This window comes from Streptomyces sp. NPDC002018 (assembly GCF_042890865.1).
Taxonomy (GTDB): Bacteria; Actinomycetota; Actinomycetes; order Streptomycetales; family Streptomycetaceae; genus Streptomyces.
This window is the reverse complement of sequence record NZ_JBIASO010000007.1, coordinates 75,935-88,616: the sequence shown is the minus strand read 5'-3', so window position 1 is coordinate 88,616 and position 12,682 is coordinate 75,935. Positions and strand designations below refer to the sequence as shown.

Annotated in this window: 12 protein-coding genes and 2 pseudogenes; 5 read left to right on the top strand and 9 right to left on the bottom strand. The window is 72.4% G+C overall.

Annotated elements, in window-relative coordinates; translation table 11 throughout:
* Nucleotides 1–47 precede the first annotated feature (47 nt).
* Nucleotides 48–665: a TetR/AcrR family transcriptional regulator gene (locus tag ACFYYH_RS13500; protein WP_388549845.1), complete on the bottom strand. Its 618-nt coding sequence runs from the start codon at nucleotides 663–665 to the stop codon at nucleotides 48–50.
* Nucleotides 666–1,007: 342 nt separating this feature from the next.
* Here ACFYYH_RS13500 and ACFYYH_RS13495 point away from each other — a divergent pair, with 342 nt between their 5' ends.
* Nucleotides 1,008–2,444 carry an aldehyde dehydrogenase gene (locus ACFYYH_RS13495; protein WP_388549842.1) on the top strand — a complete coding sequence of 479 codons (1,437 nt, stop codon included), beginning with the start codon at nucleotides 1,008–1,010 and terminating at the stop codon, nucleotides 2,442–2,444.
* An 82-nt stretch (nucleotides 2,445–2,526) separates the two neighbouring features.
* On the top strand, nucleotides 2,527–4,122 hold the full coding sequence (locus ACFYYH_RS13490) for a GMC family oxidoreductase (protein ID WP_388549839.1): 1,596 nt from the start codon (nucleotides 2,527–2,529) through the stop codon (nucleotides 4,120–4,122).
* Nucleotides 4,123–4,474: 352 nt separating this feature from the next.
* On the opposite strand, the gene ACFYYH_RS13485 is transcribed toward ACFYYH_RS13490, so the two are convergent.
* Nucleotides 4,475–5,455 carry a zinc-binding alcohol dehydrogenase family protein gene (locus ACFYYH_RS13485; RefSeq protein WP_388549837.1) on the bottom strand — a complete coding sequence of 327 codons (981 nt, stop codon included), beginning with the start codon at nucleotides 5,453–5,455 and terminating at the stop codon, nucleotides 4,475–4,477.
* A 209-nt stretch (nucleotides 5,456–5,664) separates the two neighbouring features.
* On the opposite strand from ACFYYH_RS13485, the gene ACFYYH_RS13480 reads away from it, so the two are divergent.
* The gene (locus tag ACFYYH_RS13480; RefSeq protein ID WP_388549834.1) at nucleotides 5,665–6,330 is read left to right on the top strand and encodes a TetR family transcriptional regulator; all 666 of its coding nucleotides are present in this window, start codon (nucleotides 5,665–5,667) and stop codon (nucleotides 6,328–6,330) included.
* Nucleotides 6,331–6,495: 165 nt separating this feature from the next.
* Nucleotides 6,496–6,684: a hypothetical protein gene (locus ACFYYH_RS13475; protein ID WP_388550471.1), complete on the top strand. Its 189-nt coding sequence runs from the start codon at nucleotides 6,496–6,498 to the stop codon at nucleotides 6,682–6,684.
* Here the strand turns inward: ACFYYH_RS13475 and ACFYYH_RS13470 are convergent.
* The 5 genes and pseudogenes from ACFYYH_RS13470 to ACFYYH_RS13450 all read right to left on the bottom strand — a co-directional run.
* A pseudogene (locus ACFYYH_RS13470) lies at nucleotides 6,660–6,731 on the bottom strand (hypothetical protein); the annotation flags it as partial. The gene ACFYYH_RS13475 and the pseudogene ACFYYH_RS13470 sit on opposite strands and share 25 nt — an antisense overlap.
* 52 nt (nucleotides 6,732–6,783) lie before the next feature.
* A pseudogene (locus ACFYYH_RS13465) lies at nucleotides 6,784–6,945 on the bottom strand (LLM class flavin-dependent oxidoreductase); the annotation flags it as partial.
* Between the two features lie 33 nt (nucleotides 6,946–6,978).
* The gene (locus tag ACFYYH_RS13460) at nucleotides 6,979–7,845 is read right to left on the bottom strand and encodes an alpha/beta fold hydrolase (protein ID WP_388549832.1); all 867 of its coding nucleotides are present in this window, start codon (nucleotides 7,843–7,845) and stop codon (nucleotides 6,979–6,981) included.
* Nucleotides 7,846–8,121: 276 nt separating this feature from the next.
* Entirely contained in the window at nucleotides 8,122–9,126 is a 1,005-nt protein-coding gene (locus ACFYYH_RS13455) for a HEAT repeat domain-containing protein (RefSeq protein ID WP_388549829.1), read from the bottom strand.
* Nucleotides 9,127–9,132: 6 nt separating this feature from the next.
* Nucleotides 9,133–9,798 (bottom strand): HEAT repeat domain-containing protein, encoded by a 666-nt coding sequence (locus ACFYYH_RS13450; RefSeq protein WP_388549827.1) that lies wholly within the window; start codon nucleotides 9,796–9,798, stop codon nucleotides 9,133–9,135.
* 708 nt (nucleotides 9,799–10,506) lie between these two features.
* Here ACFYYH_RS13450 and ACFYYH_RS13445 point away from each other — a divergent pair.
* Nucleotides 10,507–11,244, top strand: coding sequence for a Clp protease N-terminal domain-containing protein (locus ACFYYH_RS13445; protein WP_388549824.1), 738 nt, complete (start codon nucleotides 10,507–10,509; stop codon nucleotides 11,242–11,244).
* Between the two features lie 193 nt (nucleotides 11,245–11,437).
* On the opposite strand, the gene ACFYYH_RS13440 is transcribed toward ACFYYH_RS13445, so the two are convergent.
* Together ACFYYH_RS13440 and ACFYYH_RS13435 are read right to left on the bottom strand one after the other, a co-directional pair.
* On the bottom strand, nucleotides 11,438–11,692 hold the full coding sequence (locus ACFYYH_RS13440; protein ID WP_388549822.1) for a WhiB family transcriptional regulator: 255 nt from the start codon (nucleotides 11,690–11,692) through the stop codon (nucleotides 11,438–11,440).
* A gap of 392 nt (nucleotides 11,693–12,084) precedes the next feature.
* A complete protein-coding gene (locus tag ACFYYH_RS13435) occupies nucleotides 12,085–12,492 on the bottom strand; it encodes an ATP-binding protein (RefSeq protein WP_388549819.1) in 408 nt (135 codons plus the stop codon).
* Nucleotides 12,493–12,682 lie beyond the last annotated feature (190 nt).

Below are 12,682 nucleotides of genomic sequence, written 5' to 3'. Positions count from 1 at the left end.
GCCCGTCCGTGGTGCGCGGCGGGGCCTCGCCCCACCTGTCCGCCGGGTCACGCGCGGTGCGGTGCGCCGCCGAATTCCGCCACGGCCTCGAACAGATGGAGTGTCTGGTCGACGACGCCCTCGCGCGAGAAGTGAAAGCTGCCGTCCGCCCAGTTCAGGAGAATCTGGTTCACACCGCCGACCACGGCCAGGGACATCGCGGTGACATCGATCCCCGGGTCGGGCCAGTCCTCGCGGAGCAGCGATTGCACCAGGCCGGCCATCTGCCCCATCCCGCGCCGCCGTTCCCGCGCCGCCAGCGGGCCCGCCGCGAGGGATTCGATGAGTTTGACGCGCCCCTTGCGCGGATCGTCGGTGACCCCTCGGGCCAGGACGTCGAGTATGCCCCGCGCCCTGTCACGGCGGGTTCCGGCCGCATCAAGGGCCTCCTGGCACTTCGCGGCCTCTTCCCGGTTCACCTCTTTGAGGATCTCCGCCATCAGCTCGTCGAGGGACGAGAAGTTCTCCGCGAAATACCTGCCCTGGAGCCCGCTGCGCCGCAGCACCGCGCGGATCGAGGTCCGGGGGTAGCCCTGGGCGTGGAACAGATCGAGCCCGGCCTCCATGATGCGGCGGCGCCGCGCCGAGACGCGCTCCTCGGCGGTCATACCGTCATAAGTTCTCATGCGACCGGACTCCTCAGGCTCCATGCTAGCGGCGGCCCGGCGCTCGTCGGCCCGGCGTCTCCAGGGCGGCTGCGGCGCGTCCGTCCCGTGCGGCGGCCGCACCCGGACCCCATCTGACGGCACGCGTCATCAGATGGGTGTACCCTCGACAACATCAGGAACAAATAAGACAAATCGCCATCCGGTGGGGTCGTCGCCGCCCGCCGGTGGGCCGCCGCAACCGGGTGCGCCCGCCTGTCCTCCGCACCGCGAAGACCCTGCGTGCCGGCCGGGGAGGCACCTCTCGTCCCACCCCGCTCACAGGGCGCGCCCACGACAGCGCAACCGGGAGATGCACGTGCCATGAAGGTGAATCACCTGTTCATCGGCGGGAAGTGGACGGCACCCGCCGGGAGCGACACCATCACCGTCACCTCCGCCAGCACCGGCGAGTACCTGGGCTCGGCCCCGGCGGGCGTGGAGAGGGACATCGACCGCGCCGTCCGGGCGGCCCGCTCCGCGTTCGACGCGCCGGGCGGGTGGCCCGCCTGGGAGCCGGAGCGCCGCGCGGCCGCGCTGGTGAGGCTCGCGGACGCGCTGGACGCAGGACGCGAGGCGATGGCGGGCACCGTCAGCGCGCAGAACGGCATGCCGATCTCCACCGCCGAGTCCTTCGAGGGCGCGGTCCCGGCCCTGCTGCTGCGTTATTACGCCGGCCTGGCCGCCGGCGCGTCCGGTGAGGAACGCCGTGTCGGCCTGCCGCGGGGCAGCACGGTGGTGCGCCGGGAGCCCGTGGGTGTGGTGGCGGCCGTCATGACCTGGAACTTCCCCCAGACCATGGCTTTCTTCAAGATCGCTCCCGCACTGGCGGCGGGCTGCACGCTCGTCCTCAAGCCGGCGCCGCAGACGGTGCTGGACCCGGCGCTGCTGGCGGACGCGATCGGGACGGCGGGCCTGCCCGAAGGCGTGATCAACATCGTGCCGGGCGGGCCCGAGGCAGGCGCGTACCTGGTCTCCCACCCCGGGGTCGACAAGGTGTCGTTCACCGGATCGACCGCGGCGGGCCGTCGGATCGCCGCCGCCTGCGCGGCGCTGCTGCGGCCGGTGACCCTGGAACTGGGAGGCAAGTCCGCCGCGGTCGTCCTGGATGACGCGGACCTGGACGCCCACACCGACCAGCTCTTCATGGCCAGCCTGGTCAACAACGGCCAGACCTGCTTCGCCAGCACCAGGATCCTGGCCCCCCGCAGCCGCTATCCCGAGATCGTGGAGCTCTGCACCGCGATGGCGCGGGGCGCCGTCGTGGGCGACGCGCTCGACCACGCCACGCAGATCGGCCCGCTCGTCAGCGCCCGGCAGCGGGACCGTGTGGAGGGCTACATCCGCAAGGGCCTCAGCGAGGGCGCCCGGCTGACCACGGGCGGGGGCCGGCCGGCCGGACTCGACCGGGGCTGGTTCGTCGAGCCCACGATATTCGCCGACGTGGACAACGCGTCCACCGTCGCCCAGGAGGAGATCTTCGGTCCCGTCCTGACCATCACGCCGTACGAGGGTGAGGACGAGGCCGTACGCCTCGCCAACGACTCCGCCTACGGCCTGGCGGGCACGGTGTGGACGTCCGACCTCGACCGGGGCGCCCGTCTGGCCCGGCGTATCCGTACCGGGACCGTGGGACTCAACGGCTATCTCCCCGACGTCACCTCCCCCTACGGCGGCAGGAAGGCCAGCGGACTCGGCAGGGAACTGGGCCCCGAAGGGCTCCAGGCGTACCAGGAGTTCCAGTCGATCTACTGCCCATGACCCGTGACCCGTGACCCGTGACCCGTGACCCGTGACCCGCGCCGGGGTGCGGTGACCCGGCGCGGGGCCCGAGGGACCACCCATGACCAGGACGGAAAGCTACGACTACATCATCGTCGGCGCCGGGAGCGCCGGGTGCGTGCTCGCCAACCGCCTCAGCGGCGACGGCCGCGCCCGTGTGCTCCTGCTCGAAGCCGGAGGCCCCGACACCGGCGAGAGCCTGCACATACCGGCCGCCCTCGGGACGCTGTTCAAGTCGGACGTGGACTGGAACTACCGGACGGTGGAGCAGTCACCGCCGGGCCGCACGCTCTACTGGCCCCGGGGCAGGACACTGGGCGGATCGTCGTCCACCAACGTCATGATCTACATCCGCGGCAACCGGTATGACTACGACGGCTGGCGCGACGACTTCGGGGCGGACGGCTGGGGCTACGACGAGGTGCTCCCGTACTTCGTGGCATCCGAATCCCACCGCCGCCTGCGCCCGCCCTACCACGGGTCGGACGGTCCGCTGCATGTCGAGGACCGCCTCTACACCCACGAACTGTCCCGCGCCTGGGTGGATGCGGCCCTGGACTGGGGACTCGGCTACAACGACGACTTCGCCGGGCCGTCACCGTTCGGCGCCGGTCCGTACCAGGTGACGTGCCACAACGGGCGCCGCTGGTCCACCGCCGACGCCTATCTGCACCCGGTCCTCACGCGCCCCAATCTCACCGTGCGGTCCGGCACGCTGGTGACGCGGATCGTCCTCGCGGGCTCCAGGGCGGCCGGCGTCTCCTACCTCGCGGACGGGGCGCGGGAGACCGCGTACGCCGACGAGGAGGTCGTCGTCAGCGCGGGAGCCGTCAACTCGCCGCAGTTGCTGCTTCTGTCGGGGATGGGGCCCCCGGACGACCTCAGGGACCTGGGCATCGATGTGCGGGTGCCGCTGGCGGGAGTCGGCCGGAATCTGCAGGACCAGCTGCTGGCCCCCGTCGTGTGGGAGACCAGGAATGCCACCGACATCGTCCGGGACCTGCTCACCCCGGAGCACCTGGACCTGTGGCGCACCACGGGCGGCGGGCCGTTCGCCTCCAACTACGGGGAGGTCGGCGCGTTCCTCGGCTCCACCGAGGGCGCGCGCAGGCCCGACATCCAGCTGGCCGGCGGAGCGACGGCGCTGATCCTCAGCGGGGAGGAGGTGCCCGGCCGACCGGTGTTCACAATGAACTCGACCGTCCTGAATCCGGCGGCGCGCGGGACCGTCCGCCTCGCGTCGGCCGATCCGCGGGCCCATCCGCTCATCGATCCCCGGTACTTCGACGATCCCGCGGACCTCGGCCTGCTGACCGAGGGGCTTCGGGCCGTGACCGGCATCGCCCGCCGTCCGCCCTTCGCCGATCACCTCGCCCGCCCCTACCTTCCGGACACCGCCGACCTCGACTCCCTCGACGACGCGGCGTGGCACGACCACATCCGCAGATGGAGCGCCACGTGCTACCACCCGGTGGGAACCTGCGCGATGGGCCGCGGCGAACAGTCCGTGGTGGACCCCCGCCTCAAGGTGCACGGCGTGGAGGGTCTGCGCGTCGTGGACGCCTCCGTCATGCCGACGGTGACCAGCGGGAACACCAACGCTCCCACCATCATGATCGCGGAGAAGGCCGCCGCGCACATCCGGGCGTGCGTTTAGGGCCTCTCGTTTGGATCTTGCTGGGCTCGCGTGCCCCGGCACCGCGCCTCGCGGCGTTGACGGCGGAGGAGGGAGCCGACGCTCCGCGTGGGCTCCCTCCTCCGCCTTGCGATCCACGGCACCGCACCCCGCTCCCTGACCCAGCCAGATCCACACGAAAGACCCTAGGTCCCCTCCGTCTCTCGGCGCCCGGCCGCCTTCAGGAGCGGCAGCGGAACCGGCCCCTGAGCAGGGGAAAGCAGCCATGAACACTGACCTGTTGGCGGAACATGACCGGCTGTTCACCGGTGGCCGATGGGCTGCCCCGCATTTTGGGCGCACTGGGAGCCCGCGCGGCGGGCGGCGTCGCGGCTCAGGGGGTGAGGACGATACGGCCGCCGACCGAGCGGGTCTCCATCCGCTCGTGCGCGCTCACGGCGTCGGCCAGCGGGAGTATGTCGATCTCGGTGTCGGCCAGGCCGTCCGCGACCGCCCTCAGCGCGGCCTCGGCCGCGGGCCCGAGCTCCTCCATGTGTGCCGGGATGTAGGAGCCCGCGGAGAACCCGGAGACGGTGAGACCCCCCAGCCAGAGCCGGTTGCTGTCGATGAGATCGCCCCAGTCGCCGCTGGCGTTGCCGACCAGCAGGAGACGGCCGGAGGGTGCCAGCAGGTCCAGGCTCCGGGTGCGGACCGCGCCGCCCACGGGGTCGATGACGACGTCGAACGCCTGGCCGTGCAGGGCGTCGGGCAGCTCGGCGGAGTCGACGATCTCGTCGTAGGGCAGTCTGCTGGCGGCGGCCGCCGCCAGCTTGCCGGTGCGGACCGAACCGACCACCCGTGACGCGCCGAGCTGCCGTGCGATGCCGGGAAAGGCGGATGCGAAACCGCCCAGGGCGCCGTGGACGAGGATGCTCTCACCCGCGGACATGCGGGCGACGCGGGTGAGCGCGAGGTAGGCCATCGCCGCGTTGGGGACGGCTGCGACAGCGAGGGCGGGACCGATGCCGGAGCCCTCCGTGGAGATGACGAGGGCCTGGTCGCTGACGAGCACCGAGGCGTACCCTCCCGTGCCGGTGGCGGAGAGCGTGACCACCTTCTCGCCGACCGTGAGGCCGGTCACCCCCTCGCCGAGCGCGCGCACGGTGCCCGCGACCTCGAGGCCGGGAACGAACGGCGGCCGGGGCAGCCCCTCCTGGTCCTTGAACAGCCCCTGGCGGAAGAAGACGTCGATGAGCCCGACAGCGGCGTGGGTGACGTCGATCGCGACCTGCCCGGCCCCGGGGTGCGGATCGGGCAGATCGACGGCCTCCAGCACGGTGGGGTCGCCGAATCGTGTGACGTGGACGGCTTTCATGACGGTTCCTTTTCCCTCGCGTTCTCTCGCGCTGCTCCGCGCGCACTGCCGCTGAAGGCCGCGTTCCAGGAGCCGGCGGACTCGCCGGACACGGCGGCCCGGCGCCGGTCTCCCCCCGGGACCCACGCCGTAACGCACCCTGTGATGCGTTACGGCGAACGTAGCACGAGCCCGGGAGTAGCGCACCTCGCGAGCGTTAGAGTTCGGGCATGCACCGCAGAGCCCGATCGGCCGAGGACAAGACACGCCGCTCCGAAGACCTGCTGGCGGCCGCCGAGGCGCTCGCCCTGGAGCTCGGCGGCGTCCGGCACATCACCCTGGCGCCGGTCACCGAACGCGCGGGCCTGCACCGCACCGGCGTGCGGCGCTACTACGCCAGCAAGGAGGAACTGCTCCTCGAACTGGCCGAGCGGGGATGGGACCGGTGGCGCGACGCGGTCAAGGACGAGGTCGGCGATCGCACCGGGCTCGGGCCCCGGCAGATCGCGGCGGTGGTCGCCGGGACGCTCGCCTCGCTGCCCGTCTTCTGCGACCTGCTCACCCATGTCCCGCTGTCCCTCGAAGGCGACGTCGGCATCGAACGGGCCCGCCGGTACAAGACCCACGCCTTCGCCGCTCACGACGAGATCGCGAGCACACTGGATCGCGCCGGCACGCTGACGGTCGGACAGATCGAGGGCCTGCTGGCCACGGCGGTCGCGCTCGCGGCCGGCTTCTGGCAGGTCTCACACCCGACCCCGACGCTCGCCGCCCTGTACGAGCAGGAACCGCGCTGGGGCCATGTCGCCCTCGACTTCGCCCCGAGGCTCGGCTTCCTTCTGGAAGCGACCGCGGTCGGACTCGCCGGGACGACGGCTCCGCCGGACGCGAACTGAAGAGCCGCCCTCGTCGCCCCTGCCGGGAGTGCGCCGTCGATCAGTTCGGCCAGTTCGGCCAGTTCGGCCAGTTCGGCCAGTTCGGACGCGCAGCGCGAGCCGAGGTGGGCGCCCTGTCCGGCCAGCGGGTCGTTGACGATCCAGGCGTCCCCGAGGGCCGGCGCGATGCGTCCCGAGCCGGGCGTGGCCCAGCCGCGGCGCACCGTCGGGGTGAGGCCGCCCTGGATCACGTCGCCGGCCCGGCGGATCCCGGACTCGCTGTCCGAGATCCGCTCGCGCGGCTCCGGCGCGTACTCCGCGACCAGCGACAGCAGGGTCTTCTCGAAGCCCGCCGGGTCCCCGGCGTGGTCGTAGGAGGCGAGCTGCTCCAGCGGGCCGCCGGGCAGTGCCTCCACGGCCATGCCGTGCGCGGGGCCGTCGGCGGTCAGGATCCGGGTGGAGGAGACGGCCGCCGGAGAGCAGGTCGGTGACGGCCGCGTCCTCGGCGAGCCGCAGCGGGTGGGTGAGACTCGCCGGCACCATGGCGGTGCCGAGCCGCACCCGGCTGGTGCGGGCGGCGACGGCCGCCGGCGCCGGGAAGAGGGAGGGCGACGGCGCCGAGTCCGTGCCGGACATGGCGTGCGTCGCGGTGACCCCTCAGGGGGGCTCTCAGTTGAGGACGCGGCCGAGGAATCCGTGGATGTAACCGCTGATGGCGTCGAGATGCGTCTCCAGGGCGAAGTGGCCCGCGGGCAGGAGGTGGACCTCCGCGTCCGGCAGGTCACGGGAGAAGGCGCGCGCGCCGTCCGGGCCGAAGATCTCGTCCCGCTCGCCCCAGACCGCGAGCGTGGGCACCTGGCTGGTGCGGAAGTACTCCTGGAGGCGGGGGTAGCCGTCGATGTTGCTGGGGTAGTCCCGGAAGAGCGCGAGCTGGATCTCGTCGTTGCCGGGCCGGTCCAGCAGGCTCTGGTCGTGCCGCCAGGTGTCGGGGCTGACCAGGCTTCTGTCCTCGGCTCCGTTCTCGTACTGCCAGCGGGTGGTCTCGGCGCTGAATTTCGCTCGCGCGCCGGGTTCGGTGTCCGGCCCCGGGGAGGAGGCGTAGGCGAACAGGTCGTCCCAGAAGGGCTTGGTGAAGCCCTCCATGTAGGCGTTGCCGCTCTGCGAGATGATCGCGGTCACGTCGTAGGCGGGGTTGAGGGCCAGCCGCCAGCCGATGGGGGCTCCGTAGTCGTGGACGTAGACCGAGAAACGGCTGATCCCGAGCTTGTCGAGCAGGCCCGCGGTGATGGTGGCCAGGTTGTCGAAGGTGTACGCGAACTCGTCGGTCTTGGGCATGGACGACTCGCCGTATCCGATGTGATCGGTGGCGATCACGTGATAGCGGTCGGCGAGTGCGGGGATGAGGTGGCGGAACATGTGGGAGCTGCTGGGGAATCCGTGCAGGAGCAGGACGACCGGTGCGTCGGCGGGGCCGGCTTCACGGTAGAACACCTGCTGGCCGTCGATCGTCGCCGTGCGGTGGTGGGTGGGGGGCATGTCGACCTCCGGGGAATTCCCCGAGCGTATGGTGCTTGCGCGTGACATCCCGGGCCGAGGCCGGGGAGGCGAAGGGGCCGGGCCGCCGGGCTCCGCGAGGCTCTCCGGGCCGCGAGCGGACTGCCACTCCCCAACGCTAGACTCGACGTCGGGCCGTGGCCACTCAGGACAGCGGGCTCCCGCACCGCGGTTCTGCCCGCGCTGAGCTGGGGAACCTCGCCGTCGTCGGCTGCCGGACGGGGGCTGTGCGCCGGTGCCGGCCAGCGACGAGATCCGTTATCGCGCGTCGCGTATTCCGAGGATGTAGGCCGCGGTGAGCGCGACGCCACGGTCTTCGTCGTGGGAGAGATCCGCGAGAGCACGTGACGCTGTGATGCCCGGGATGTCCGCGAGCGCCTGTGCCAGCCGTCGGCGTGCGGACGGTCCGACGGCGGTGCGGGCGAGGCAGGCGACGAGCCCGGCGGCGATCTGATCGGCCAGCGCGGGACGGCTCGCCAGCGCGCTCAGCGCATCGGCCGCATCGGCGTCATTGGTCTCCTCGACGACCATGTCGATCAGCGTCGGGATGGCGTCGGCCACTCCGCGTGCCCCGAGCGCCAGAGCCGCATACCTGCGCACCACGGTGTCGGGGCCGGCGAGGGCGTCCCGCAGCAGTGCGGTCGCCTCCCCGTTCGCGATCTCGGCGAGGCACTGGACGGCACGTTTGCGCACCTCGGGCGCCGGCGAGCGGAGACCCTCCGCCAGCAGGGCCCATCCGCCGTCGTCCGACTGTGCCAGAGCCCACCGAAGGGCTCCGGCGACGTTCGGGTCCGTCTCGCTCAGCACTGCCTCGACCAGCGCTTCCACCGGCACCGGAACCTCTTCGACCGAGGACAGTGCCGCGCGCTGGCGCTTCCCGGCGCTCTTGGACCCCAATGCCTGGAGGAGCGCGGCGATCTGGAGGACGTCCTCCCAGCCGGCGGGTTCCGCGGCACCGATCCGACGGAGCCGGGTCAGCAGCTCCGTCTCCCGTGCGATGCGTTCCCGCGTCTGGCGGATGAGGTCGTCGACGAGCTCCGAGGGCGTGAAGCGGGGATCACCGAGCGCGCGCCTGACCTCACGCAGCGACAGCCCCAGCGACCGCAGGCTCTCGACATGGAAGATCCGCCGGATGTCCTCGCTGGAGTACTCCCGGTAGCCGGCGCCGGTACGACCCGTCGGCCGCACCAGGCCGAGCGAGTCGTAATGCCTGAGCATGCGGGTGCTGACCCCGGACCGTCGCGCCACATCACCGATCAACACGGCCTGTCACCCCTCTTGGCCGGTCCCGCCGAGGGCCACGACGCGCTTCGCCTCCTCGATCGCGAACTCGAATCCGGCCTCCGGGTCGCGCAACAGCCGTTCCGTGGCGTTCGCGTGCGCGCGGACGCGGGGGTCGGGATCCGTCATCGCGGTGTGCAAAGCCGGCGAGATCACCTCACCGAGTGCGATCAGTGCCCGGCTGAGGCTCAGCTGTGTCTCGCGTCCGCCGCGTCCGAGCTGTGTGGACAACACCGCGGCCAGCCCGGGCTTCTCACCGTCGGGCACGAGCACGACCGCTGCCCGCCAGGCGCTCCGCGCCACCTCGTCGTCGGCGTCGGACAGCAGCGCCCGTGTGATCGCCGGCCATGCCTGCCGGTTCCCGATCTTGGACAGTGTGTGCAGCGCCTGGCTCCGTGCCTGCGCACGCTCCGAACGGACTTCACCGAGAAGCTCCGGGACCGTCATCGACGCCGGGTGGCGGGTGAGCGCCCAGGTGAGCATTTCGCGCACGGAGAACTCGGGCTCGACCGCGCACCGTTCGATGAGCTTGTCGATGCACCGCGGGTCAGGGGCCGTGCCGACCGCCAGCGCCGCCCGCAGCCGCACAGACGGGCGGCTGTCCTCCAGCCCCTGGAGGGCCCGTACCGTATCCGTGTCCTGTCGCATGGTCATCGGGACCACCTCCTCGACGCAGTGAAGACCTTGTCACTGTGTCAGGGTCAAGCGGGACCACACCGCGAGACGGCCGTCGCCCGCCCCACGGCCGTCGAAGTGTGCCGTGCGAAGCGTGTCGTCGTCAGCGGGTGCCCGCCTCGGCGCGCGCGTACAACGCGCCGAGCTCATGGGGGTTCTTGGCGAAGACGTCGGTCTGATGACGACGTCGGCGTAGCCCGTCATCGCGCCCGGGACCGACCGCACGACCGCCTCACGGCCCTGGTGTGCAGACCGTCTGAGCGCGGTCGTCTCCAGCGCGCCGCCCGCAACCGCCTCCGAGGACGGCCTGAAGCCGCTCGCCACCTGGTCCGCCACGACCGGACAGGAGCGGGACGCGCGGTCCACGGCCGAACCGCCGGCCCGGGAGCCCTGACGGGCGCCGCCGCCGGCCCACCGGAGGGGCACCGGCCACCGAGGCGGCACGCGCGGCGGGTCTCCGACGCGGTGATCGCGAGGGGCTCCCGTACGCGCGCCCGGTGCCGGCGCGCAGCGGGGCGACACGGGCGCCGCGGTCCGCGAGGGCGCCGGAGCGGGGAGCCGCCGAGTCCGCGCGCTGCCGGTGAGGCCCGTCATGCGCACCCCGACCGCCCGCGGCCGGGAACCCCCCCTCACCAAAGTGTCAACCACGGGTTGACGCCAGACGGGGTGTCAACCTAGGGTTGCCTCATGGTGGAACCGACTCAGATGAACAATCCCGTCCGTCTCGACGACCTCATCGAGGCGATCAAGAAGGTGCACGGCGACGCCCTCGACCAGCTCCGCAGCGCCGTGGTCGCCGCTGACCATCTCGGTGAGGTGGCCGACCACCTCATCGGCCACTTCGTCGACCAGGCCCGCCGCTCGGGCGCCTCATGGACCGAGATCGGCACGTCCATGGGCGTGACGCGGCAGGCCGTCCAGAAGCGGTTCGTGACCAAGGACGAGCCGGCGCCGGACGCGAAGCAGGACTTCGGCAGATTCACCCCGCGGGCCAGGAGCGTCGTCGTGGCGTCCCAGAACAAGGCCCGCGAAGGCGGTCATACGCAGATCGGCACGGGGCATCTCGTGCTCGGCCTGCTCGACGACCCGGAGGCACTGGCCGCCCGGGCGCTCGTCGCCCAGAACGTACGGCTGGAGACGGTCCGTGAGGCCGCGGCCGGGGCGCTGCCGGCACCCTCCGGTGAGCCCGTGCCCGACCTGGTGCCCTTCGACGCGCGGGCGAAGAAGGCCCTGGAACTCACCTTCCGCGAGGCACTGCGGCTGGGCCACTCCTACGTCGGTACGGAACACGTGCTGCTGGCGCTGCTGGAGCAGGAGGACGGCGCGGGCGTACTCAGCGGGCTCGGTCTCGACAAGACGCGCACCGAGGAGCATGTGGCGGCCGCCCTGGCGGCGGTCCAGGAGAAGCCCCAGGCCCAGGAGTAACAGCCCTCCCCGGGGGAGGAGCGATGACGACCCGTGCCGGCGGTACCGGCGCCGACAGAACGGCCCGGCACGCGGGCCACCGTCGTCACCGCCCTTCCCGAGCGGTACGGGCCGGACCGTCCGGCCCCCCGCGGCTCGGCCCGTACCGGAGGGACCGGTACGGGCCGGGCGGGCAACAGGCAGACCGGGAGCATCAGTTGGCGGCCACCGTACGGCGCCGGGCCGTACGGCGCTTCAGCGCTCGCCGCTCGTCCTCGGACAGCCCTCCCCAGACACCCTCGTTCTGGCCGGCCTCCAGCGCCCACTGAAGGCACTGCTCCCTGACCGGGCAGCGGCGGCAGACGGCCTTGGCCTCCTCGATCTGGAGGAGGGCCGGACCCGTGCTGCCGACAGGGAAGAACAGCTCGGCATCTTCCTCCCGGCACATCGCGTGGTGACGCCAGTCCATGACATGTCCTCCGTTCGTTGATCGCGTGGTGATCGTGTCGATCGCGGCCGCTCACGCGGCCCTCTCCTCGCGCCTGCCCCGTAGAGCGGCAGACCCGCACCCCGAACGGAAAACCGCGGCCAGTACGGGGGGTTCAGCGGCGCCGCGGAGCGGCGGGCGCCGGAGAATCCGCGGTGACGGAACGCTCCGGCCGGCGGATGAGCGCTCGATCTGGCGGGGCCGGGCGCCTCAGCCGGCGCGGCCCCCAGGCGTCGGCACGCGTGCGACGCACCCGCCGTACGAGCACCCTCCCGGGCGCCGGGGCACGCGGGCCCGGCAAGATCCACACGAGAGGTCCCGGACCGGGGCGGGCGCACCCTCCCGGGAATCACGGTCCGTCACCCGGCGCGGGACTACCAAGCCAGCTCCGCGTGAACGGTCTTGCCGCTGGGACCGGGGACGACACGCACCCGGCGGGCGAGGCTCTGGACGATGGGCCAGCCGCGGCCGCCGGTCCGGTCGGGGGTCCGGGAGTACGGGGGCCTGGGGCTGGTATCCCGCACGGTGACCCCGATCCCGCCGGGAAGCAGGCCCAGCTTCAGGGTGAGGGGCCCGGGAGCGTGACGGACCGCGTTGGTCACCAGTTCGGAGATGACCAGCAGGACGTCGTCGCGAAAGGCGGTGCGGGCGTCCGGGACGTGGTGGCGCAGGAAGGCGGCGGCGGCTTCCCGCGCTTCGGCGATACAGCCGGCCACGCCGTCGAAGTCCACGCACACCTCCGGAGGCCGGGCGTCGTGCGGAGCGGCCGGCGGGAGTTCCATCCCGGCTCCCTTCCCCCTGGGTACCTCACCGCTGCCGGTGACACCGTCGTGCTGCCGGGGCGCCTTCCCCCCGGCCTTCCCCCACCCAGCAGAGTACCCAGCCGCTGTTCACGGCCTCGCCGTCCCCCGCGGGCCGTGCGCCCGCGCGTTGACCCGCCCGTGCGTGGTGGTGATCCGTCCGGGGAACCCG

Coding starts and splice junctions, on each gene's coding strand:
- ACFYYH_RS13480 (WP_388549834.1), top strand. CDS start 5,665: ATGCACCGCAGAGCCCGATCGGCCGAGGACAAGACACGCCGCTCCGAA.
- ACFYYH_RS13500 (WP_388549845.1), bottom strand. CDS start 665: ATGAGAACTTATGACGGTATGACCGCCGAGGAGCGCGTCTCGGCGCGG.
- ACFYYH_RS13485 (WP_388549837.1), bottom strand. CDS start 5,455: ATGAAAGCCGTCCACGTCACACGATTCGGCGACCCCACCGTGCTGGAG.
- ACFYYH_RS13475 (WP_388550471.1), top strand. CDS start 6,496: ATGCGTCCCGAGCCGGGCGTGGCCCAGCCGCGGCGCACCGTCGGGGTG.
- ACFYYH_RS13460 (WP_388549832.1), bottom strand. CDS start 7,845: ATGCCCCCCACCCACCACCGCACGGCGACGATCGACGGCCAGCAGGTG.
- ACFYYH_RS13490 (WP_388549839.1), top strand. CDS start 2,527: ATGACCAGGACGGAAAGCTACGACTACATCATCGTCGGCGCCGGGAGC.
- ACFYYH_RS13445 (WP_388549824.1), top strand. CDS start 10,507: ATGGTGGAACCGACTCAGATGAACAATCCCGTCCGTCTCGACGACCTC.
- ACFYYH_RS13440 (WP_388549822.1), bottom strand. CDS start 11,692: ATGGACTGGCGTCACCACGCGATGTGCCGGGAGGAAGATGCCGAGCTG.
- ACFYYH_RS13450 (WP_388549827.1), bottom strand. CDS start 9,798: ATGACCATGCGACAGGACACGGATACGGTACGGGCCCTCCAGGGGCTG.
- ACFYYH_RS13495 (WP_388549842.1), top strand. CDS start 1,008: ATGAAGGTGAATCACCTGTTCATCGGCGGGAAGTGGACGGCACCCGCC.
- ACFYYH_RS13435 (WP_388549819.1), bottom strand. CDS start 12,492: ATGGAACTCCCGCCGGCCGCTCCGCACGACGCCCGGCCTCCGGAGGTG.